This window comes from Bradyrhizobium niftali (assembly GCF_004571025.1).
GTDB lineage: Bacteria > Pseudomonadota > Alphaproteobacteria > Rhizobiales > Xanthobacteraceae > Bradyrhizobium > Bradyrhizobium niftali.
On the sequence record NZ_SPQT01000022.1, the window covers coordinates 78,555 to 97,347 of the forward strand.

Here is an 18,793-nt window from a genome sequence, read left to right on the forward strand (position 1 = left end):
AGACTCTTCGGTGATGGAAAAGAGGTGGCGGGAGGCGACACTATAGCGCGATGGCCGAAGGGGACCAAATCAAGATCAGTTTAGCAAGATAGCCGGCGGGCATCGCCGCAACAGCCAAACGGCATTTCAGATCATCGCTCTCTCCTGTCAGCATCTCACCATCGCGGTCGTTCCGGCCGCAGGCAATCAGGAGACGATCATGAAGACGCTTTTGACGATGGCCTTTGTAGCGGCAACCCTCGCCAGCGCAGTTCCGGCGCATGCCGACCGCTTTGCCTACACGGGCTCGCTCAAACAGGGCGAATTCTTTGTCCGGCAACCCGCCGCGCCGCGAGCGCCTGACTGGATGAATGCGCGCGCAGAGGCTCCGCAGGCCACGCCCCGTCCCGTGCGCGGCGGCATCGGCTTGCGCATGCCTTAGGAATGCTGCGCGACCACGGTCGGGTGCGCCTGCGACTGCGGCACGATGTCGACCGACCAGAGGTCGCGGTTGTCGACGTCCTTCAGCGTCACGGTCATCACGCCGGTCACGCCATCGATATCGACGCGGCCGAAGAACTGAAGTCCGAAACACGGCGCCAAATTCTCGCCCTGCGCCTCGCTGCAGCCGTTCTGGTACATCGCGACCGCACCAAAAGTGTCGTCGAGCTCGCCCGGACCCCAGGTGCCGGCATGCAGCGGGCCAGAGACGAACTCCCAGAACGGCTCGAAATCCTGGAATTGCGCGCTGTTCGGATCGTAGTAATGCGCGGCGGTGTAGTGCATGTCTGCGGTGAGCCAGACGACGTTGCGCACGCCCGCGCGCTTGATGGAGCTGAGCAAATCGGCGATCTCGTGCTCGCGTCTATCGGGCGGCCCATTACCGAGCGCGACCGCATCGAGGCTGATCAGGCCGATCGGCAGGTCGGCCGCGATCACCTTCCAGGTCGCGCGCGAGGCTGCGAGCTCCCGCTTCAGCCAGGCCAGCTGCTCGGCGCCCAGGATCCAGCCGCGATGGTCGTTACCCTTGTTCCAGGTGTCATCGCGAAAACTGCGCATGTCGATCATGAAGACGTCGAGCAGCGGTCCATAAGCGATCTTGCGATAGACCCGCCCCTGCCGTGCGCCGACGTCGCGGATCGGCATGAAGTCGAAGAAGGCGCGGCGGGCGCGCGCGACCAGGCGCGGCGTGCCGTCGTCCTCATAGCCAGCCTCGTCATAGCTGCCGGACGGGGACCAGTCGTTGCTGACCTCGTGGTCGTCCCACTGCGCAAACATCGGCACATTCGCGTGGAAATCGCGAAAATGCTCGTCGAGATGATTGTATTTGTAGTTGCCGCGAAATTGCGCCAGCGTGTGCGCGACCTCGGATTTTTCTTCCGTGACGATGTTGCGCCAGGTCTCGCCGTTCGGCAGCTTCTGTTCGGATGGAATCGTGCAGTCGGCGTAGATATGGTCACCGGAGTGAATGAAGAAGTCAGGGCGGTTGTCGAGCATGGTGCGATAGCTGCGATAGCCGCCGCGCGAGACGTCGATGCCCCAGCCCTGCCCCGCGGTGTCGCCGGACCACAGGAACGAGATCGATTGCCCTGCGGCCGGCGCGGTGCGGAAATGGCCGACGCGGCTCTCGCCGGCGATGCCGGTCGCGATGTCGTCGAAGCGGACGCGATAGAAGATGTCCTGTCCGGGCGGCAGATCGCTCAGCAGCAGCTTCGAGGTGAAGTCGGCGTCGGGCAGCGCGTCGCTCGAGGCCGCCGCAATGATGGTCTTGAAACTCTCGACGGTGGAGCATTCCACCTGCATGCGCGCGGCCCGGTCGGCGCGCGCCCAGATCACGGCGGAGCCGTCCGAGACGTCGCCGGACTGGATGCCGCCGGCGATCCGCGGGCGGTCGGCGGCACGGCTGATGGATGGCTTTGCGAGCGCGGCCAAGGCGAGGCTGGTGGTGGAGCGGACCAGGAATTGCCGCCGGGTCCATGCGCGCGGGGCGCGGAGCGTTGCCATTCAGGAGACCTTCGTCGAATCGCGACGGAAGGTGCCTGCGCTCCTTGACTCCTACCCTTACGGTTTCTTGACTCCGCGCCGACGGTTTTACGACGTGGGGATGACGGCCGATGGTCTACTCCCTCTCCCCGTTCTTACGGGGGAGGGTTGGGGTGAGGGCTATCCGCGATCACAGTGAGAGACGGACTCGCGGAGAGTCCCCCTCACCGGAATCCGCGCTACGCGCGCATTCCGGCCTCTCCCCGCACGCGGGGAGAGGCGAAGGCTCAGCGCTGCCAGTTGCAGATGCCGCCGGAGCGGCACGGCCAGGTCTGGATGCGGGTATCCCTCGCCTGCGCATCCAGCGGATTGCCGTGGCGATTCGCGAGCTTGGTCCGGGCCGCACCGCGCGGCTGCGCGGGCTTGACGTGCGCGACCTTCGGCTCCGACACATGCACGCGTTCGGCGGCGACCTTCTTCGGCACGTCCATGGGCTCGGCGCGGGCCTGCGCTTCGCTGCCGCCGCGGGCCTCGAGTGCGACCGGTGCGAACCGCGTCTCCGGCCCGAGCCGCTTCGGCGACAACACCGCCTTGGACAGATCGAGGCCGAGATATTCATCAGGCTTGTAGTCATCAGCGCGCGCGACGCCGCCCCATGCGAGCACGAGGGCAACGGCGACGGCAAAATGAGCGCTCTTCAGGACCACGGACGCCTCCTGAAATTGATTTATCAAAGGGGTAATTTACCCCTATTTAGGAAGCGTCGCGCGCAATTCCAGCGTTCAAGTGCCGCCGTGGTTAAGAAGTTTGGCAGTGTCAGGCGACCTTTCGCGTCGCACCCGTCCCATCCAGGAACCCCATCAGGCGGCTGCGGATGATGGTTTCCGCCTGGCCCATGATGCGATCGACGAGTTCCTTGCAGGATGGGATGTCGTGGATGAGACCCGCGACCATTCCGCAGCTCCAGGCGCCCGCGTCCATCTCTCCGTCCAGCATGATCCTGGGATAGACGCCCGCGACCTGGTCGTGGATGTCGTCGATGGTGAGCTTGGCGCCCTTCGCGCGCTCGATCTCGAGCAGACGATCGACATTGGCGTTCTTCAGGACGCGTTCGGTGTTGCGCAAGCTCCGCATGATCAGACGGGTGTCGAGCTCGGTTGCCGCAACAAGCGCATTCTTCACGTTCTGATGCACCGGCGCCTCCTTGGTCGCGATGAAGCGCGTGCCCATGTTCATGCCGGCCGCGCCCAGCGACAGCGCCGCGACGAGGCTGCGCCCGTCGGCCATGCCGCCGGAGGCGACGAACGGGATCTTCAATTCCTCCGCTGCCCGCGGCAGCAGGATCATGTTCGGAATGTCGTCCTCACCGGGATGGCCGCCGCACTCAAAGCCGTCGACGCTGACGGCATCGCAGCCGATGCGCTCGGCCTTCAGGGAATGGCGCACCGATGTGCATTTGTGGATCACCTTGATGCCGGCCGCCTTCAGCGCCGGCATATACTGTTCCGGGCTGCGACCTGCAGTCTCCACTGACTTGACGCCACCTTCGACAATGGCCGCGATGTATTCGGGATAAGGCGGTGCCGAGAAGGCCGGCAGAAAGGTGAGGTTCACGCCGAACGGCTTGTCGGTCATGTCGCGGCAGCGCGCGATCTCTTTTGCCAGCAGCTCCGGCGTCTTCTGCGTGAGACCGGTGATGATGCCGAGCCCGCCGGCATTGGAGACGGCGGCGGCCAGCTCGGCAAAGCCGACGAAATGCATGCCGCCCTGAATGATGGGGTGCTCGATGCCGAACAGTTCGGTGATCGCGGTCTTCACGCAGGCTTCCTCCCGGATTTCGGTTTGTATGGGTTCAGTCTAGTCGCAGTCTCGTGTCGCGGTCACCATTTCTCTCCGAAAGGCCGGATCTCCATCTCGAAGGTCCAGGCGCTCTTCGGCTGCTGGTAGAGCTGCCAATAGGAATCGGCCACCGCCGACGGCGGCATCAGCAGGTCGGGATTATCCAGCGCGTTCGGGCCGAGCGCTTCGAGCCGGCGCTGCCGCACCCATTCGGTATCAACGCCGGAATCGATGATGAGATGGGCGACGTGGATGTTCTTCGGCCCGAGCTCACGCGCCATCGCCTGCGCCACCGCGCGCAGGCCGAATTTGGCGCTGGCGAACGCGGCAAAGCCGCTGCCGCCCCGCAAGCTTGCCGTCGCGCCGGTGAAGAAGATATTGCCGCCGCCGCGCGGAAGCATCAGGCGCGCCGCTTCCCGGCCTGCGAGGAAGCCGGAAAAGCAGGCCATCTCCCAGGCTTTGCGGAACACGCGCTCGGTGGTGTCGAGGATCGGGAAATTGACGTTGGCGCCGACGTTGAAGATGCAAACTTCCAGCGGTGCGTGCTTGTCGGCATCGTCGAGGAAGGCGATGACCTCTTCCTCTTTCCGCGCATCGAGCGAGCGCGCGTGGATCTCGCCGCCGGCGGCCTCGATATCCTTCACCAGAGGCGCCAGTTTGTCGCCGTTGCGGCGTCCGGCGAAGACCGAAAAACCCTCGGCTGCGAATTTCTTGGCAATCTCGGAGCCGATGAAATCGCCGGCCCCGATCACGGCAGCTGTCGCGTTTCGCTTGGGCAAGGTCGCCTCCTCAGGTGCGCATGTGTTTGAACCGAAGGCTATAGTTCTAAAATAGAACTGTCAAATTTCGGGGTGGGATGCTAGCTTCAGGGACAAATTGCATTGATCGTTCAAGTCAGTTCCTTTTTCTGACTTACTACGCCTGCGGCCGGAGACCGGATCATGAAGTGGGACACGCTGGACGAAGAGCCCTGCTCGCTCTCCCGTACCGTCGCCGTGGTCGGCGATCGCTGGACGCTTCTGATCCTGCGCGAATGCTTTTTGCGCGTGCGACGGTTCGAGGGATTTCAGTCCTCGCTCCAGATCACCAGGCATCTTCTGTCGGAGCGGCTGAAGAAGCTGGTCCGCTTCGGCATCCTGCGCCGCGTCCCCTATTCCGAGGCGCCCAAGCGCTACGAATATATCCTGACGCAGAAGGGCCTCGACCTCTACCCGATCATCATGGCGATGGTGCATTGGGGCGACACCCACATGGGCGACGAACGCGGTCGCCCGATGCTGCATGAGCACAAGACCTGCGGCAAGCTGTTCGACCCGGTGATGGTGTGCTCGGAATGCGGCGAGGTGCTGCATGCGAAGCAGGTGCATGTGCACGCGGGGCCGGGGCGCAACGAGGCGGTGGGGTGAGTGGCGCTGACGCGCACAGCACTGCCGCGGTGGGATCATCAGCACGGCTGACGATCGCGAGCGAAAGCGCGGTGCCGATGCCGCACTCTTCGTTCGTGATACTTTCAGCCTCGGCGCACCTTGGTCAGTGCGTCTTGGTGGTTTGCCACTTTTCCAGATCGGGCTTCGCCTCGCCCGATCGCTGCTCCTTCTCCGGATTGCCCTTCCAGGGCTTGTCCGTCTGGGCGTGCGATCCCCGATCGTTCTGATGCCGGGGATCGTCGGTGGGCTTTTCCTTGCTCATTGGATCTCCTTAAGGTGCGGAGCCTACGCGAAGGGAACGCCATAGTAGGAGTTGATGCCGCGCACCGCCGCATCGTCACCCCAGTTCCAATCGCTCTGCTCACCATATTTCGGCGCGCCCTGCAGCTCCTTGGCCGTAATCCCCGTCACGTAGCCACCGAGTTCGGTGTCGTACTTCAGGGACTGCCAAGGCAGGGGATAGTGGTCATTTCCGACGCCCAGAAATCCGCCAAAGCCGAGCACGGCGTAGGACACCTTGCCGCTGATCTTGTCGATCATCACGCGCTCGATCGAACCGATCTTGTTGCGATCCGCGCCATAGACCGATGTTCCCTCGACCCTGTCGCTGCCGATCAACCGGCCCATTTCGCTGCGGTCCAGTTCGCCTTGATCCAACATCTCAATTCTCCACTCAGCCAGTGTGTGGACCAATCTGTTCCGATGGTGATCGTTCCAAAGCGGGTTCGGCGGCTCATCAGGAACATCGCTGGAAACGAGTGGTTCTCTGAGTCCTCAGAGGACATGAACCATGAGCGACTTTCGCGACATCCAGCACGGCGTCAACGATCCCGTCGACGGGCTCGACGTGAAGCGGCACATCAACTCCACCCAGACACCGCATGAGCGCGCGCAGCATCATGCCGACGTGCGGTCAGCGCCGTCGGCCTCGCCGGACGAACCGTTCCTGCCGGAGCGATTGCGGCGCAAGCCGACCGATCCGATCAACCCGCGCACCGGCCGCAATCCGGCCGACTAGCCGCTCAGGAGCATCGGCTCCGGCGCTGTTTTGGTCGTCACAAACGTGCAGCTCGCGGCGGCCGACGCCAGCTACGCGACGGGCCAGGTCTACGGCGCGGCGGGCGGTTCGGGACAGCCGTAGCCGCTCGGCGCAGGAACCTCTCCGAGTGCCCGAGCTTTACAGAACGATCATGCAGACTATTTCGCCAACCGCAAGCCGATGGCGCTCGTAACAGTCAAACCGACCCGGATCGATATCGCGATAGCAAATGAGATCGCGGATCATACCAATCCGGAGCTCGAGCAAGCTGCTGGAGCGCTGACCTGGGCCGCGGACGAGCATGTGCTGCTTGCCTTCGCCGCCGCAGGTTGGCTTTACGTTCAGCTTCGACGTCCCGATGAACGTCCCGCGGCAAATCACGTCCTGACAGTTTCGCTGGTGACGGCGGTGCTGCCGCATATCCTGAAATCCGTGTTCGATCAGATCAGGCCTGACCGCCTTACGGTTCGCGGCCATTGGCGCGGTGTTCCCATTTCCGGCCGATCCAGCGATGCATTTCCGTCCGGTCACGCCGTTCACATGGGAGCTCTTGCTTCCGCAGCCGGCCTGCTGCCGCCGGCGCCACGCCGACTTGTGCGCTCCGTCGCCGTCGCGCTTTCGCTGACGCGGGTCGCGCTGCTCGCACATTGGGCGAGCGACGTGGCCGCAGGCTTTGCGCTCGGCGCCGCCGTCGAGAGGCTGCTGCGGCCATGGACGCTGGCGAAGCCGCGCCACAAGCGCGGGATGCGGGCACGGCAATGACCGAATACGTCCTGCGCTTCATCGCGGGCGGCGTCATCGTCTCCGCCTTCGCCATCCTCGGCGACATGCTCAGGCCCAAAAGTTTCGCCGGACTGCTGGGCGCTGCGCCTTCGGTCGCACTGGCGACACTCGGCATCGCCGTCGTCCAGCACGGATCTCGTTATGCCGCCGCCGAAAGCTGGACCATGATCTACGGCGCCGTCGCCCTCGCCTGCTACAGCGTCGTCGTCTGCCACCTCCTGATGAGGTTCCGGTTCGCCGCGCTGCCTGCCACCGTCCTCGCTTTTGCAGTCTGGCTCGTGGCCGCTTTTGCCCTGCTCGCCGGTCTCGGAGGTGCAGCCTGATGCTGGTCAAGCTGTCGTCATCTTCGCTGAAGCAGACGCATTGGTACGAGTACGGCGTTCGCTTCGTGCTTGGCGGCCTGGCAACGGTTTTGGCGGGACTTGTCGGGGCCCATTTCGGCGAGTCCGTCGGTGGACTTTTCCTCGCGCTTCCTGCGGTCTTCTGCGCCAGCGCTACGCTGATCGAAAGTCATGAGCGCCGTGCGAAAGAAAAGGCCGGTCTCAATGGCCGGCGACGGGGACAACAGGCTGCTGCGCTCGACGCCGCCGGAGCCGGCCTGGGAAGCATCGGTCTTGCTGCGTTCGCCGCCGTCTTCTCCATCACCGTTCCAGCGAGCACCGTCGGCGCATTCGTCGCAGCCATCGCAACCTGGGCCGCGGTCTCCGTGTCGATCTGGTGGCTGAGGCGAAAGCTGCGCATCGTCTCCCGACGACGCTCATCATCCTGACGCTGGCGCGATCAGCGAGGCGCCAAGACTTCCCGGGGCATCAGGAATTCAAACATCTCGGCCGCGGTCTGAAGCTGCTCGATGCGTGCGGCAACGGAATCGCGCTGAACGCCGGCCGGCAAGCTCGCAAGCTCATGCTCGAGCAGCAGCCTCTGCGCCTCGAGGCGTTGCTCGAATGTGTGGGGCTCAGACCGTCTTCGCATCGTCCGTCCTCGGGGGTTGCAGGCCCGGGCTGTTGGCCCAGCGCTCGACCTGCTCAATGACCTTCTGATGGCTTGGACGCACCGGCCTTGGTGCTTCGCGTTCCTCGGAAAGCTTGCGGGGTAACCTGACCTCGTCAGTCATGGCGCATCTCCCTTTCCCTATGAGAATGCGCCTCCGCGCGAATAGTTTCAAGTAACCTATTGATTTATTTAGATTATATTGCTCAACTGACGCTTTTTTGGACTCCTGTGGAACTCTCGGCAAGTTGGCCGGTTTAGCAAATTACTCATCTTGCTCAATTTGCGTGATTGACCATGAACGACCTTCGCGACGAGCGGCTCCAAGTCATGCTTTCGCCGGAAGAGCTGGCCGCAGTGGATGATTTCCGGTTCAAGCACCGCATGCCAACGCGTGCCGCGGCGGTCCGCGAGTTGCTCAAGTTCGGACTCGCAGCCGCGGGCATCGAGACAAGCATCGACCCGTCAACGGGCATCAAATCAAGCGAGTTTGGTGTATTTGGCCGGGGGCCAGACGGACACACGCCGGGAAAATCCGAGAACGACGCCGAGGATTGATTTCATCGGCCTCGCAAACCAAACGACCCCGGCACAGTGGGGTGCCAGGGCCGTCCTTGGAGATTGCTTCCGGCGCACCGGGGGCATGACAACCGGAAGCAATCCGTCGACTCTTCGCGCAGTGAATCGTTCCTTGCGAGAACTAGCCCGTCGGGGCGTCGCCGGAATCATCCGGCATCACGCCGGATCCCGGCGTCTTGTTGTTTTGTTGTCGTTGAGCTTGGGATCGCGAGTCGCCTCACGCGACGGCGAGCCCCTCGAGCCCGTCTTGTGCGAGCTCGTCTTGTGCGCGGTCTGCGCGCGCTGCTTGTCGCGCGGTTGATCCTCCGCGCGGTTATCCCTGATGATACCGTGGTCGGAATGCGCCATGATGTCCACTCGCCTCTCCAGTTGTCCTGCCAGATGTCCCGAACCGCTTACGCGCCGGCGCGTCGAATGTTCCGGTTCACACGAGAGGCCGCGGCGCTAGCTACGCGCCGCATGGACCGGGGCCGATGCATTTTCCAGATGCACCTGCCGCACCGTCGTCACCGTCGCGAACGCCACCGAGACGCCAAAAGCGAGAATGAGCGAAAGAAGAGCAAGACGTGGAGCCATTGCAAAATCTCCTTCTGGAATCGAAAATCAACGCGATTGACTGTTCCCGAATGATCCTGGATTGGTCGCTTGCATTCCGTGCGCGGCCTCACACCCAAACGGGAGCGCCTATGCATCCTGCTTTTGGGAGGTACGGGTCGTGACGGGCGGAATTTCGCCATCGAGCCAGTCCTGTTCTCTCGCGAGCGCGGTCCAGGCGTCCGCCATGCGCGAATAGCGCTTATGGGCAGGTTGCCCTTCCGCTCGCTCGGCGAGCTGCAGGCAGTTGTCGGCGTTGTCCCTGAAAATGTCAGACTGTTTCATGAATCAAACGTGGGGACGGAACGGTCGCGGCGCAACCGCCCTTACCGGATCGTAACGTTCGCGGAACTTTGCATGCCATCCGTCATTGATATCGATGCGAGTTCTTGTCGCGATCATCCTGATGTTCATCAGCACCGCAGCGCTTGCCGACAGCACCGGCGAGCGAAGGCCGGGCGACCGCACGCCGACGGCGAGCGACGTCATCAACGGCCTCTACGCGTTCAGCCGCTTCCAGCAGGGTCTTCTCGAAAGCACCGATCTGAAGGGCAATGCGGAGGTGAAAAACCTCGCCGCCCTGCGCGCCGAGGAAGCGGCGAAACGCGACAAGGTCTTGAAGGACATTCAACAGGCGCTCGGCGCCGAGCCGCGCGTCGGCAAGACAACGGCGAGTGCAAGCCTCGGCGAACCCGACAATTCGGAGGGACCAGCCTATGTGCGAACCTTCTACGCCGCGCAGATTCCCGAATATGAATCCACCATCGCCCTGCTCGAGCACTATCTGAAAGCTCCCGACAATGCCGCCCTTGCCGCTTTCGCCCGCGACCAACTGCCGGTGCTGCGTTCGCAGGTGAAGGATGCGGAGCGGACGATGGCGGACAAATAGTCCCCCCTTCGTCCGCCGGCGGCCGCCCCGCCTGCGGTGCCCCCGCCCGCCTGGCATGGAGGTGGCCGCAAAGAGGGCGAATCAGTCCAAAATTCTTTGGAACCGGTTGGAACTAATCGCCTTTATCGTCGTTGTTGCGGTCGGGCTGAGCAAAGCAGGTTCCATTTCCCGGCGTCGCAACCTTGGCGCTTGATTTCGAATTTGGCTGACGCTCTAGTTTGACTAATTGCGTCACGCCTTAGATTCGGCCGACGCCTGCGGGGGAATCAGTATGAGCGACCTCGATCCCGGATCTGCATCACGCTCCGGTCGTCGCGTCCCAAAGCCAAGAACTAACGGTACGTCAGAGCCGGACTCCCGGCCGGAATTGCTACTCGCCTTGCAGGCCATGCGTAGCGGCGATTTCTCGGTGCGTATGAGCGGCGACTATCTCGGTATCGACGGCAAGATCGCCGACACTTTTAATGAAATCATCGCCGCCAACCAGCGCATGGCGCAGCAGCTCGAGCTGGTCGGCCAGGTGGTCGGACGCGAGGGCAAGACCCGGCAGCGTGTGAAGTTCGGCCTCGCCTCCGGCTCCTGGGCCGACATGGAAGGCTCCGTCAACACGCTGATCGACGATTTGTTGTGGCCGACGCGCGAGGTGACCCGCGCGGTCGCGGCGGTGGCGCAAGGCGACCTGCTCCAGACCGTCAAGCTCGACGTCGACGGCCGTCCGCTCCGCGGTGAATTCCTGCAGTCGGCGAACATCGTCAACACCATGATCAAGCAGCTGGGCGTGTTCACCTCCGAGGTGACGCGCGTGGCGCGCGAGGTCGGCACCGAAGGCAAGCTCGGCGGCCAGGCCCAGGTGCCCGAGGTGACCGGCGTCTGGAAGGATCTGACCGAGAGCGTCAACTCGATGGCGAACAACCTGACCAACCAGGTTCGCAACATCGCCGAGGTCACGATCGCGGTCGCTAACGGCGACTTGTCCAAGAAGATCACCGTCGACGTCCGCGGCGAGATCCTTCAGCTCAAGGAAGCCATCAATACGATGGTGGACCAGCTCCGCTCCTTCGCCTCCGAAGTGACGCGCGTGGCGCGCGAGGTCGGCACCGACGGCAAGCTCGGCGGCCAGGCGATCGTGCCCGGCGTCGCCGGCACCTGGAAGGATCTCACCGACTCCGTCAACGCGATGTGCGGCAACCTGACTGCACAGGTCCGCAACATCGCCAACGTCACCACCGCCGTGGCGCGCGGCGACTTGTCCCGCAAGATCACGGTGGACGTGCGCGGCGAAATCCTGGAGCTGAAGGACACCATCAACACCATGGTGGACCAGCTCAACTCCTTCGCCTCCGAAGTGACGCGCGTCGCACGCGAGGTCGGCACCGAGGGCAAGCTCGGCGGCCAGGCCCAGGTGCCCGGCGTGGCCGGCACCTGGAAGGACCTCACCGACAACGTCAACTTCATGGCGTCGAACCTGACGGCCCAAGTCCGCAACATCGCCGACGTCGCCACCGCCATCGCCGGCGGCGACCTCTCCAAGAAGATCACCGTGAACGTGTCGGGCGAAATCCTTCAGCTGAAGGAAACGCTCAACACCATGGTCGACCAGCTCAACGCCTTCGCCGGCGAAGTCACGCGCGTCGCGCGCGAGGTCGGCACCGAGGGACGTCTCGGCGGTCAGGCCAACGTGCTCGGCGTCGCCGGCACCTGGAAGGACCTGACCGAGAGCGTCAACTCGATGGCGTCGAACCTGACCGCACAGGTCCGCAACATCGCCGAGGTGACGACCGCGGTCGCGGGCGGTGACTTGTCGAAGAAGATCACCGTGGACGTCCGCGGCGAGATCCTCGAGCTGAAAGACACCATCAACACCATGGTGGACCAGCTCAACGCCTTCGCCGGCGAAGTCACGCGCGTCGCCCGCGAGGTCGGCACCGAAGGCAAGCTCGGCGGCCAGGCCCAGGTGCGCGGCGTCGCCGGCACCTGGAAAGACCTGACCGACAGCGTCAACTCGATGGCCTCGAACCTGACGGGTCAGGTCCGCAACATCGCCGAAGTCGCCACCGCCGTGGCCAAGGGCGACCTGTCGAAGAAGATCACCGTGAACGTGTCGGGCGAAATCCTTCAGCTGAAGGAAACGCTCAACACCATGGTCGACCAGCTCAACGCCTTCGCCGGCGAAGTCACGCGCGTTGCGCGCGAGGTCGGCACCGAAGGCAAGCTCGGCGGCCAGGCCGAGGTGCCCGGCGTCGCCGGCACCTGGAAGGACCTCACCGACAGCGTCAACTCGATGGCCGGTAACCTCACCGCCCAGGTCCGCAACATCGCCGAGGTCGCAACCGCGATCGCCGGCGGCGACCTGTCGCGCAAGATCACGGTGGACGTGCGCGGCGAGATCCTTCAGCTCAAGGACACGCTGAATACGATGGTCGACCAGCTCAACCGCTTCGCGGGCGAGGTGACGCGCGTGGCGCGCGAGGTCGGCACCGAGGGTCGGCTCGGCGGCCAGGCCAACGTGCCCGGCGTCGCCGGCACCTGGAAGGATCTCACCGACAGCGTGAACTCGATGGCGGGCAACCTCACCGCCCAGGTCCGCAACATCGCCGAGGTCACCACCGCCGTGGCGCGCGGCGACCTCTCGCGCAAAATCACCGTGGACGTGCGGGGCGAAATCCTCGAGCTGAAAAACACCATCAACACCATGGTGGACCAGCTCAACGGCTTTGCCGGCGAAGTCACGCGCGTCGCGCGCGAGGTCGGCACCGAAGGCAAGCTCGGCGGCCAGGCCGAAGTGCCCGGCGTCGCCGGCACCTGGAAGGACCTCACCGACAACGTCAACTTCATGGCGTCGAACCTGACGGCCCAGGTCCGCAACATCGCCGAGGTCGCGACCGCGATCGCCGGCGGCGACCTGTCGAAGAAGATCACGGTGGACGTGCGCGGCGAGATCCTGCTGCTCAAGGACACCCTGAACACCATGGTCGAGCAGCTCCGCTCCTTCGCCGCCGAAGTGACGCGCGTGGCGCGCGAGGTCGGCACCGAGGGCCGGCTCGGCGGTCAGGCCGTCGTGCCCGGCGTCGGCGGCACCTGGAAGGACCTCACCGACAACGTCAACCTGCTGGCCGCGAACCTCACGACGCAGGTCCGCAACATCGCCGAAGTGACCACCGCCGTGGCTCGCGGCGACTTGTCGCGCAAGATCACCGTCGACGTGAAGGGGGAAATCCTCGAGCTGAAGAACACCATCAACACCATGGTGGACCAGCTCAACGCGTTCGCCGGCGAAGTCACCCGCGTCGCGCGCGAGGTCGGCACCGAAGGCGAGCTCGGCGGCCAGGCCCAGGTGCCCGGTGTCGCCGGCACCTGGAAGGACCTCACCGACACCGTGAACTTTATGGCGGCGAACCTGACCGAGCAGGTCCGCGGCATCGTCAAGGTCGTGACCGCGGTCGCCAACGGCGACCTGAAGCAGAATCTCACGGTGAAATCGAAGGGCGAGGTCGCAGCACTCGCCGACACCATCAACAACATGACCGAGACACTCGCGACCTTCGCCGACCAGGTGACGTCGGTGGCGCGCGAGGTCGGCGTCGAGGGACGCCTCGGCGGTCAGGCCGACGTGCCCGGCGCGGCCGGCACCTGGAAAGACCTCACCGGCAACGTCAACCTGCTGGCGGCCAACCTCACCTCGCAGGTGCGCGCGATCGCGGAAGTGGCGACCGCCGTGACCAAGGGCGACCTGACGCGGTCGATCCAGGTCGACGCCCGCGGCGAAGTCGCGGAGCTGAAGGACAACATCAACACGATGATCACGAACCTCCGTCTCACGACGGACGTGAACACCGAGCAGGACTGGCTGAAGACCAACCTCGCGAAATTCACCAACATGCTTCAGGGCCAGCGCGACCTCGCCACCGTCGGCCGGCTGCTGCTGACCGAACTGTCGCCGCTGGTGAACGCGCATACCGGCGTGATCTACCAGGTCGAGAACGAGGACAATCCACAGCTCCTGCTGCTCGCTTCCTACGCCGGCGACGGCGTCTACCCCTATCAGCGCGTACTGCCGTTCGGCGACGGCCTGATCGGCCAATGCGCGCTCGACCGGCGGCCGCGCGTGGTCGCGGATATTCCCTCCGACGTGGTGCCGATCAACTCGGCGCTGTTCCGCGTCGCCCCGAAGAACCTCGTGGTGCTGCCGGTGCTGTTCGAGGGCCAGGTCAAGGCCGTGATCGAGCTCGCCTCGCTGACCTCGTTCACGACCTCGCAGATGACCTTCCTGGAGCAGCTCACCGACTCCATCGGCATCGTGCTCAACTCGATCGAGGCGACGATGCAGACCGAAGGCCTGCTCAAGCAGTCGCAGCAGCTGGCCGGCGAGCTTCAGACCCAGCAGCGCGAATTGCAGCAGACCAACGACCAGCTCGAGCAGAAGGCGCAGCAGCTCGCCGAGCGCAACGTCGAGGTCGAGCGCAAGAACCAGGAAATCGAGCAGGCCCGCCGTGCGCTCGAGGAGAAGGCGACGGAGCTCGCCCTCACCTCGAAGTACAAGTCCGAATTCCTGGCCAATATGAGCCACGAGCTGCGCACGCCGCTGAACTCGATCCTGATCCTGGGACAGCAGCTCACCGACAATCCGGACGGCAACCTCTCGGCCAAGCAGGTCGAATTCGCCCGCACCATCCACGGCGCCGGCACCGACCTGCTCAACCTCATCAGCGACATTCTCGATCTCTCCAAGATCGAGTCCGGCACGGTGACGGTGGACGCCGAGGAAATCCTGACTGCGAACCTGCTCGAAACCGTCGGGCGGCCGTTCCGGCACGAGGCGGAGAACCGCAATCTGTCGTTCAAGATCGACGTCGACCCGAACCTCGCGCGCAGCATCGTCACCGACTCCAAGCGCCTGCAGCAGGTTCTGAAGAACCTGCTCTCCAACGCCTTCAAGTTCACCGCCGAAGGCGAAGTGCGCCTGAAGGTCGGCGGCGCGCTCGGCGGCTGGGGAACGGATCACCCGGTGCTGAACTCCGCGCCGGCCGTGATCGCGTTCGAGGTGTCCGATACCGGCATCGGCATTCCCCTGGAGAAGCAGAAGCTGATCTTCGAGGCGTTCCAGCAAGCCGACGCCGGCACCAGCCGCAAATATGGCGGCACCGGCCTTGGCCTCGCCATCAGCCGCGAGCTCGCCAGCCTGCTCGGCGGCGAAATCCATCTGCGCAGCGCACCGGGCAAGGGCTCGTCCTTCATCCTTTATCTGCCGTTGAAATATTCCGGCCCGACACTTGCGCCGCGCGCCACGCCACAGCAATACAGCCAGCCACCGGCGCTGCAACCGACGGCGCCCGAGCAGCGCGTCATCGAGCAGCTTCCCGACGACCGCCTCAACCTCGAACCCGGCGACAGCATCCTCCTGATCGTCGAGGACGACCCGCATTACGCACGCGTGCTGGTCGATCTCGCGCGCGACAAGGGTTTCAAGGTGCTGGTCGCGGCTCGCGGTGCCGAGGCGCTGGAACTTGCCAAGCAATACCAGCCGAGAGCGGTCTCGCTGGACGTGTTCCTGCCGGACATGCTCGGCTGGACGGTGCTGAGCCAGCTCAAGCACAATCCGCTGACGCGCCACATCCCCGTGCAGATCATCACGCTCGACGAGGACCGCCAGCATGCGCTGGCGCGCGGCGCGTTCTCCTTCGTCAACAAGCCGACGACGACCGAGGGGGTTTCGGCCGCGCTGGCGCAGATCAAGGAATATGCGCGGCCGCGTCGCAAGCGGCTCCTGATCGTCGAGGACAACGAGGCCGAGCGGCTCTCGATCCGCGAGCTCCTGCATCACGACGACATCGAGATCGTGACGACCGACACCGGCGCCGGCGCACTCTCGACGCTGCGCGAAGCGCCCTGCGATTGCGTGGTGCTGGACCTGCGCCTGCCCGACATGAGCGGTTTCGAGGTGCTGGACCAGATCCGCCACGACGAAGCACTTTCGAACATTCCGGTGGTGGTGTTCACCGGCCGCGAGCTCTCGGCGGAGGAAGATGCCGAGCTCCACACCATGGCGCGCAGCATCGTGGTCAAGGGCGTGGAATCGCCCGAGCGCCTGCTCGACGAGACCGCATTATTCCTGCACCGCGTGATCACGGAACTGCCGGTCGAGAAGCAGCGCATGCTGGAGAAGCTGAACAGTTCCGACGAGGACCTGATCGGCAAGACCGCGCTGCTGGTCGACGACGACGCCCGGAACATCTTCGCGCTGTCGAGCGTGCTGGAACGGCGCGGAATGAAGGTGCTGACGGCGACCACCGGCCGCGAGGCAGTGACGCTGGTCGAGTCCAATCCGGAAATCGCCATCGTGCTGATGGACATCATGATGCCCCAGATGGATGGCTATCAGACCATCGGCGTGATCCGCGAAAATCCGGCCTTCGCGCGCCTGCCGATCATCGCGTTGACCGCCAAGGCAATGAAGGGCGACCGCGAGAAATGCCTGGAAGCCGGCGCGTCCGACTACCTCGCCAAGCCCGTCAACACCGATCAATTGCTGCTTGCAATCCGCATGTGGCTGCACCGCTGAGCTGGATGCGCGAATGGACCACGAAAAGGTCAACATCCTCCTCGTCGACGACCAGCCGGCCAAGCTGCTCGCCTATGAGGTGATCTTGAAGGAACTCGGCGAGAACCTCGTGATCGCCTCGTCCGGCCGCGAGGCGCTCGAGGTGCTGCTCAAGACCGAGATCGCGGTGATCCTGGTCGACGTCTGCATGCCCGAGCTCGACGGCTTCGAGCTCGCGGCGATGATCCGGGAGCATCCGCGCTTCCAGAAGACGGCGATGATCTTCATCTCGGCCATTCAGGTGAGCGACATCGACCGGTTGCGCGGCTATGAGATGGGCGCGGTCGACTATGTTCCTGTGCCCGTGGTGCCGGAGGTGCTGCGCGCCAAGATCAAGGTGTTTGCCGAGCTCTATCGCAAGACCCGCGAGCTCGAACGGCTGAACCAGGAACTCGAGGATCGCGTTCGCGCGCGCACGGCCGAGCTGGAGAACTCGACCGCAAAGCTGCGCGAGAGCGAACAGCGCCGCAGCATGGCGATCGCCGCCGGCAAGATGGGATCCTGGGACTGGGACTGGATCAACGGCGACTGGATGTGGGACGAGGGCCAGTATCGCATTTTCGGCGTGACGCCGGAGACCTTCAACGTCACCTCGGCGAACATCCAGGCTCTGCTGCACCCTGACGACGTCGACCGGTTTGGCCAGGCGATCGCCGCGTTCAACACCGGGGCGCACGCCTATGAAGGCGAGTTTCGCGTCAGCAGGCCCGACGGCGAGGTGCGCTGGTGCGTCGGCACGGCGGCCGCAACGGTGGACCAGGCCGGCCGCGTGGTGCGCGTGAGCGGTGTCACCGTGGACATCACCGACCGCAAGCGGGCCGAGGAGCGGCAAAATCTGCTGGCGCGGGAAGTCGATCATCGTGCCAAGAATGCGCTGGCGCTGGCGCAATCGATCGTGCGTCTCACCCGAGCCGACGAGGTCAAGGCCTATGTCAACGCCGTCGAGGGGCGTATCAACGCGCTGGCGCGCGTGCATACGATCCTGTCGCTGTCGAGCTGGCAGGGCGCCGAACTCTCGAAGCTGATCGACGAGGAACTCGCGCCCTATTCGCTCGGCGGCCAGATCAAGCTGGCGGGGCCCGAGGTTCAGTTGCTGCCCGCAACCGCCCAGACGCTGGCGCTGGCGCTGCACGAGCTTTTCACCAACTCGGCAAAGTATGGCGCACTCTCGACGCGGTCGGGACGGCTCATGATCAGCTGGCAGGTCAAGGAGGACCACCTCACATTGATCTGGGAGGAATCCGGCGGCCCACTTGTGAGGACGCCGAAATCTCGCGGCTTCGGCACGCGGAGCCTGCTTGCGAGCGTCGAGTCCCAGCTCGGCGGACAGGCGCAATTCGATTGGCGCGCCGAGGGCCTGTTGTGCCGCCTGGAAGTGCCGTTGACCCGGAAGACCCCGACCGCGGCCGCGCAGGGCAAGTTCGACGCCGCCACCTCCCTCGCGCTCCAGCGCGCGTCGGGTTAACCCGACGCGGCGACTTTCATGCGCTGCACCGACCGCGGTTCATGGGCGATGCGCCCTTCGAGCCAAGCTTCTGTTTGCGCGAGATCGCGTAACGCCATCGCATAGCGGCGGGCCGCGCTTCGCTCGGCACCGCGTGGCAGCTTGCGCGCCTTGCGCAGCATATCGGCGGCCGCGTTTCGATAGGCCAGTGAGCGATAGAGAAAGACAACCTTACCCATATCGAATGTTCCCGTGTTGACGGCTTCCATGGTCGCAAGGTCGGCATGAACGTCGGATGAAGCCCGACGTGACAAATCGTTCATGCCAATGGAACCCGAAATCGCCGGCTGCGTTGCACGGATGATCGAGGTCGGTTCCATGCGTGTGAGAAAGTCGCCGAAAAAGTCGAGAAGTCTGATCTCTCCAATCGGCATCATCACGATCATGACGCACGCGATGATGGGCGCGGCGCTCGGCCTCGCCTTCGGTCTCGCGCTCATTCTATCCAACCCGCCGGTCGCAAATTTGCTGAAACATGGCGGAGATTCGGCCGCTGCCGTTTTCGTCGTCACGTTAGTGACGACTTTCGCAATCGGCGCGATGCTCACAGGTATCGTGTTCATCATCGCCGAGGACAAGGAATCTTGAA

At 64.2% G+C, this 18,793-nt stretch carries 22 protein-coding genes and 1 pseudogene; 11 read left to right on the forward strand and 12 right to left on the reverse strand.

Features of this window, described 5'->3' with window-relative positions; translation table 11 throughout:
- The first annotated feature begins 199 nt into the window (after positions 1-199).
- Positions 200-421, forward strand: a complete 222-nt coding sequence (locus E4K65_RS31325) for a hypothetical protein (protein ID WP_135177401.1) — start codon at positions 200-202, stop codon at positions 419-421.
- On the opposite strand, the gene E4K65_RS31330 is transcribed toward E4K65_RS31325, so the two are convergent.
- The 4 genes from E4K65_RS31330 to E4K65_RS31345 all read right to left on the reverse strand — a co-directional run bounded on the left by E4K65_RS31330 (position 418) and on the right by E4K65_RS31345 (position 4,580).
- Entirely contained in the window at positions 418-1,983 is a 1,566-nt protein-coding gene (locus E4K65_RS31330; protein WP_135177402.1) for an alkaline phosphatase D family protein, read from the reverse strand. The two genes, E4K65_RS31325 and E4K65_RS31330, sit on opposite strands and share 4 nt — an antisense overlap.
- A 266-nt stretch (positions 1,984-2,249) precedes the next feature.
- A complete protein-coding gene (locus E4K65_RS31335) occupies positions 2,250-2,669 on the reverse strand; it encodes a hypothetical protein (protein ID WP_135177403.1) in 420 nt (139 codons plus the stop codon).
- A gap of 109 nt (positions 2,670-2,778) precedes the next feature.
- Complete coding sequence (locus E4K65_RS31340; protein WP_135177404.1) at positions 2,779-3,780, reverse strand: NAD(P)H-dependent flavin oxidoreductase; 1,002 nt, start codon at positions 3,778-3,780, stop codon at positions 2,779-2,781.
- A 62-nt stretch (positions 3,781-3,842) separates the two neighbouring features.
- A complete protein-coding gene (locus E4K65_RS31345) occupies positions 3,843-4,580 on the reverse strand; it encodes an SDR family oxidoreductase (RefSeq protein ID WP_135177405.1) in 738 nt (245 codons plus the stop codon).
- Between the two features lie 162 nt (positions 4,581-4,742).
- Between E4K65_RS31345 and E4K65_RS31350 the strand changes: the two genes are divergently transcribed.
- Complete coding sequence (locus E4K65_RS31350; RefSeq protein ID WP_135177406.1) at positions 4,743-5,207, forward strand: winged helix-turn-helix transcriptional regulator; 465 nt, start codon at positions 4,743-4,745, stop codon at positions 5,205-5,207.
- Between the two features lie 124 nt (positions 5,208-5,331).
- Here the strand turns inward: E4K65_RS31350 and E4K65_RS47680 are convergent, their stop codons facing one another.
- Complete coding sequence (locus tag E4K65_RS47680; protein WP_167771293.1) at positions 5,332-5,490, reverse strand: hypothetical protein; 159 nt, start codon at positions 5,488-5,490, stop codon at positions 5,332-5,334.
- A gap of 23 nt (positions 5,491-5,513) precedes the next feature.
- On the reverse strand, positions 5,514-5,888 hold the full coding sequence (locus E4K65_RS31355) for a PRC-barrel domain-containing protein (protein ID WP_135177407.1): 375 nt from the start codon (positions 5,886-5,888) through the stop codon (positions 5,514-5,516).
- Positions 5,889-6,018: 130 nt separating this feature from the next.
- Here E4K65_RS31355 and E4K65_RS31360 point away from each other — a divergent pair, with 130 nt between their 5' ends.
- The 4 genes from E4K65_RS31360 (at position 6,019) to E4K65_RS31375 (ending at position 7,819) form a co-directional block, all read left to right on the forward strand.
- Positions 6,019-6,246 (forward strand): hypothetical protein, encoded by a 228-nt coding sequence (locus E4K65_RS31360; protein ID WP_135177408.1) that lies wholly within the window; start codon positions 6,019-6,021, stop codon positions 6,244-6,246.
- Positions 6,247-6,447: 201 nt separating this feature from the next.
- Positions 6,448-7,029, forward strand: a complete 582-nt coding sequence (locus E4K65_RS31365; RefSeq protein WP_135177409.1) for a phosphatase PAP2 family protein — start codon at positions 6,448-6,450, stop codon at positions 7,027-7,029.
- A complete protein-coding gene (locus E4K65_RS31370) occupies positions 7,026-7,373 on the forward strand; it encodes a DUF3147 family protein (RefSeq protein WP_135177410.1) in 348 nt (115 codons plus the stop codon). The genes E4K65_RS31365 and E4K65_RS31370 overlap by 4 nt, the downstream gene beginning before the upstream one ends.
- Positions 7,373-7,819, forward strand: coding sequence for a DUF3147 family protein (locus E4K65_RS31375; RefSeq protein ID WP_135177411.1), 447 nt, complete (start codon positions 7,373-7,375; stop codon positions 7,817-7,819). Before E4K65_RS31370 ends, E4K65_RS31375 begins: the two co-directional genes overlap by 1 nt.
- Positions 7,820-7,830: 11 nt before the next feature.
- On the opposite strand, the gene E4K65_RS31380 is transcribed toward E4K65_RS31375, so the two are convergent.
- Both E4K65_RS31380 and E4K65_RS47685 read right to left on the reverse strand, forming a co-directional pair.
- Positions 7,831-8,022, reverse strand: coding sequence for a hypothetical protein (locus E4K65_RS31380; RefSeq protein ID WP_135177412.1), 192 nt, complete (start codon positions 8,020-8,022; stop codon positions 7,831-7,833).
- Positions 8,006-8,164: a hypothetical protein gene (locus tag E4K65_RS47685; RefSeq protein ID WP_167771294.1), complete on the reverse strand. Its 159-nt coding sequence runs from the start codon at positions 8,162-8,164 to the stop codon at positions 8,006-8,008. Before E4K65_RS47685 ends, E4K65_RS31380 begins: the two co-directional genes overlap by 17 nt.
- A 173-nt stretch (positions 8,165-8,337) precedes the next feature.
- Between E4K65_RS47685 and E4K65_RS31385 the strand changes: the two genes are divergently transcribed.
- Complete coding sequence (locus E4K65_RS31385; protein ID WP_167771295.1) at positions 8,338-8,598, forward strand: hypothetical protein; 261 nt, start codon at positions 8,338-8,340, stop codon at positions 8,596-8,598.
- 142 nt (positions 8,599-8,740) lie between these two features.
- On the opposite strand, the pseudogene E4K65_RS49820 reads toward E4K65_RS31385, so the two are convergent.
- The 3 genes and pseudogenes from E4K65_RS49820 to E4K65_RS31395 form a co-directional block, all read right to left on the reverse strand.
- A pseudogene (locus tag E4K65_RS49820) lies at positions 8,741-8,967 on the reverse strand (hypothetical protein).
- A gap of 96 nt (positions 8,968-9,063) precedes the next feature.
- The gene (locus E4K65_RS49565) at positions 9,064-9,195 is read right to left on the reverse strand and encodes a hypothetical protein (protein WP_283813910.1); all 132 of its coding nucleotides are present in this window, start codon (positions 9,193-9,195) and stop codon (positions 9,064-9,066) included.
- A gap of 108 nt (positions 9,196-9,303) precedes the next feature.
- The gene (locus tag E4K65_RS31395) at positions 9,304-9,498 is read right to left on the reverse strand and encodes a hypothetical protein (protein ID WP_135177413.1); all 195 of its coding nucleotides are present in this window, start codon (positions 9,496-9,498) and stop codon (positions 9,304-9,306) included.
- Between the two features lie 94 nt (positions 9,499-9,592).
- On the opposite strand from E4K65_RS31395, the gene E4K65_RS31400 reads away from it, so the two are divergent.
- From E4K65_RS31400 to E4K65_RS31410, 3 genes are all read left to right on the forward strand, one after another.
- Entirely contained in the window at positions 9,593-10,102 is a 510-nt protein-coding gene (locus E4K65_RS31400; protein WP_135177414.1) for a DUF4142 domain-containing protein, read from the forward strand.
- Positions 10,103-10,373: 271 nt separating this feature from the next.
- Positions 10,374-16,661 carry a HAMP domain-containing protein gene (locus E4K65_RS31405; RefSeq protein WP_027546232.1) on the forward strand — a complete coding sequence of 2,096 codons (6,288 nt, stop codon included), beginning with the start codon at positions 10,374-10,376 and terminating at the stop codon, positions 16,659-16,661.
- A 13-nt stretch (positions 16,662-16,674) separates the two neighbouring features.
- The gene (locus E4K65_RS31410) at positions 16,675-18,165 is read left to right on the forward strand and encodes an HWE histidine kinase domain-containing protein (protein ID WP_135177415.1); all 1,491 of its coding nucleotides are present in this window, start codon (positions 16,675-16,677) and stop codon (positions 18,163-18,165) included.
- Here the strand turns inward: E4K65_RS31410 and E4K65_RS48900 are convergent.
- Positions 18,162-18,590: a hypothetical protein gene (locus E4K65_RS48900; RefSeq protein ID WP_235885789.1), complete on the reverse strand. Its 429-nt coding sequence runs from the start codon at positions 18,588-18,590 to the stop codon at positions 18,162-18,164. The two genes, E4K65_RS31410 and E4K65_RS48900, sit on opposite strands and share 4 nt — an antisense overlap.
- On the opposite strand from E4K65_RS48900, the gene E4K65_RS31420 reads away from it, so the two are divergent.
- Complete coding sequence (locus E4K65_RS31420) at positions 18,523-18,792, forward strand: hypothetical protein (RefSeq protein ID WP_135177417.1); 270 nt, start codon at positions 18,523-18,525, stop codon at positions 18,790-18,792. The two genes, E4K65_RS48900 and E4K65_RS31420, sit on opposite strands and share 68 nt — an antisense overlap.
- The last annotated feature ends 1 nt before the right edge of the window (position 18,793 follow it).

Coding starts and splice junctions, on each gene's coding strand:
- E4K65_RS31325 (WP_135177401.1), top strand. CDS start 200: ATGAAGACGCTTTTGACGATGGCCTTTGTAGCGGCAACCCTCGCCAGC.
- E4K65_RS31330 (WP_135177402.1), bottom strand. CDS start 1,983: ATGGCAACGCTCCGCGCCCCGCGCGCATGGACCCGGCGGCAATTCCTG.
- E4K65_RS31350 (WP_135177406.1), top strand. CDS start 4,743: ATGAAGTGGGACACGCTGGACGAAGAGCCCTGCTCGCTCTCCCGTACC.
- E4K65_RS47680 (WP_167771293.1), bottom strand. CDS start 5,490: ATGAGCAAGGAAAAGCCCACCGACGATCCCCGGCATCAGAACGATCGG.
- E4K65_RS31355 (WP_135177407.1), bottom strand. CDS start 5,888: ATGTTGGATCAAGGCGAACTGGACCGCAGCGAAATGGGCCGGTTGATC.
- E4K65_RS31360 (WP_135177408.1), top strand. CDS start 6,019: ATGAGCGACTTTCGCGACATCCAGCACGGCGTCAACGATCCCGTCGAC.
- E4K65_RS31365 (WP_135177409.1), top strand. CDS start 6,448: ATGGCGCTCGTAACAGTCAAACCGACCCGGATCGATATCGCGATAGCA.
- E4K65_RS31370 (WP_135177410.1), top strand. CDS start 7,026: ATGACCGAATACGTCCTGCGCTTCATCGCGGGCGGCGTCATCGTCTCC.
- E4K65_RS31375 (WP_135177411.1), top strand. CDS start 7,373: ATGCTGGTCAAGCTGTCGTCATCTTCGCTGAAGCAGACGCATTGGTAC.
- E4K65_RS31380 (WP_135177412.1), bottom strand. CDS start 8,022: ATGCGAAGACGGTCTGAGCCCCACACATTCGAGCAACGCCTCGAGGCG.
- E4K65_RS47685 (WP_167771294.1), bottom strand. CDS start 8,164: ATGACTGACGAGGTCAGGTTACCCCGCAAGCTTTCCGAGGAACGCGAA.
- E4K65_RS31385 (WP_167771295.1), top strand. CDS start 8,338: ATGAACGACCTTCGCGACGAGCGGCTCCAAGTCATGCTTTCGCCGGAA.
- E4K65_RS49565 (WP_283813910.1), bottom strand. CDS start 9,195: ATGGCTCCACGTCTTGCTCTTCTTTCGCTCATTCTCGCTTTTGGCGTC.
- E4K65_RS31395 (WP_135177413.1), bottom strand. CDS start 9,498: ATGAAACAGTCTGACATTTTCAGGGACAACGCCGACAACTGCCTGCAG.
- E4K65_RS31400 (WP_135177414.1), top strand. CDS start 9,593: ATGCGAGTTCTTGTCGCGATCATCCTGATGTTCATCAGCACCGCAGCG.
- E4K65_RS31405 (WP_027546232.1), top strand. CDS start 10,374: ATGAGCGACCTCGATCCCGGATCTGCATCACGCTCCGGTCGTCGCGTC.
- E4K65_RS31410 (WP_135177415.1), top strand. CDS start 16,675: ATGGACCACGAAAAGGTCAACATCCTCCTCGTCGACGACCAGCCGGCC.
- E4K65_RS31420 (WP_135177417.1), top strand. CDS start 18,523: ATGCGTGTGAGAAAGTCGCCGAAAAAGTCGAGAAGTCTGATCTCTCCA.
- E4K65_RS48900 (WP_235885789.1), bottom strand. CDS start 18,590: ATGATCGTGATGATGCCGATTGGAGAGATCAGACTTCTCGACTTTTTC.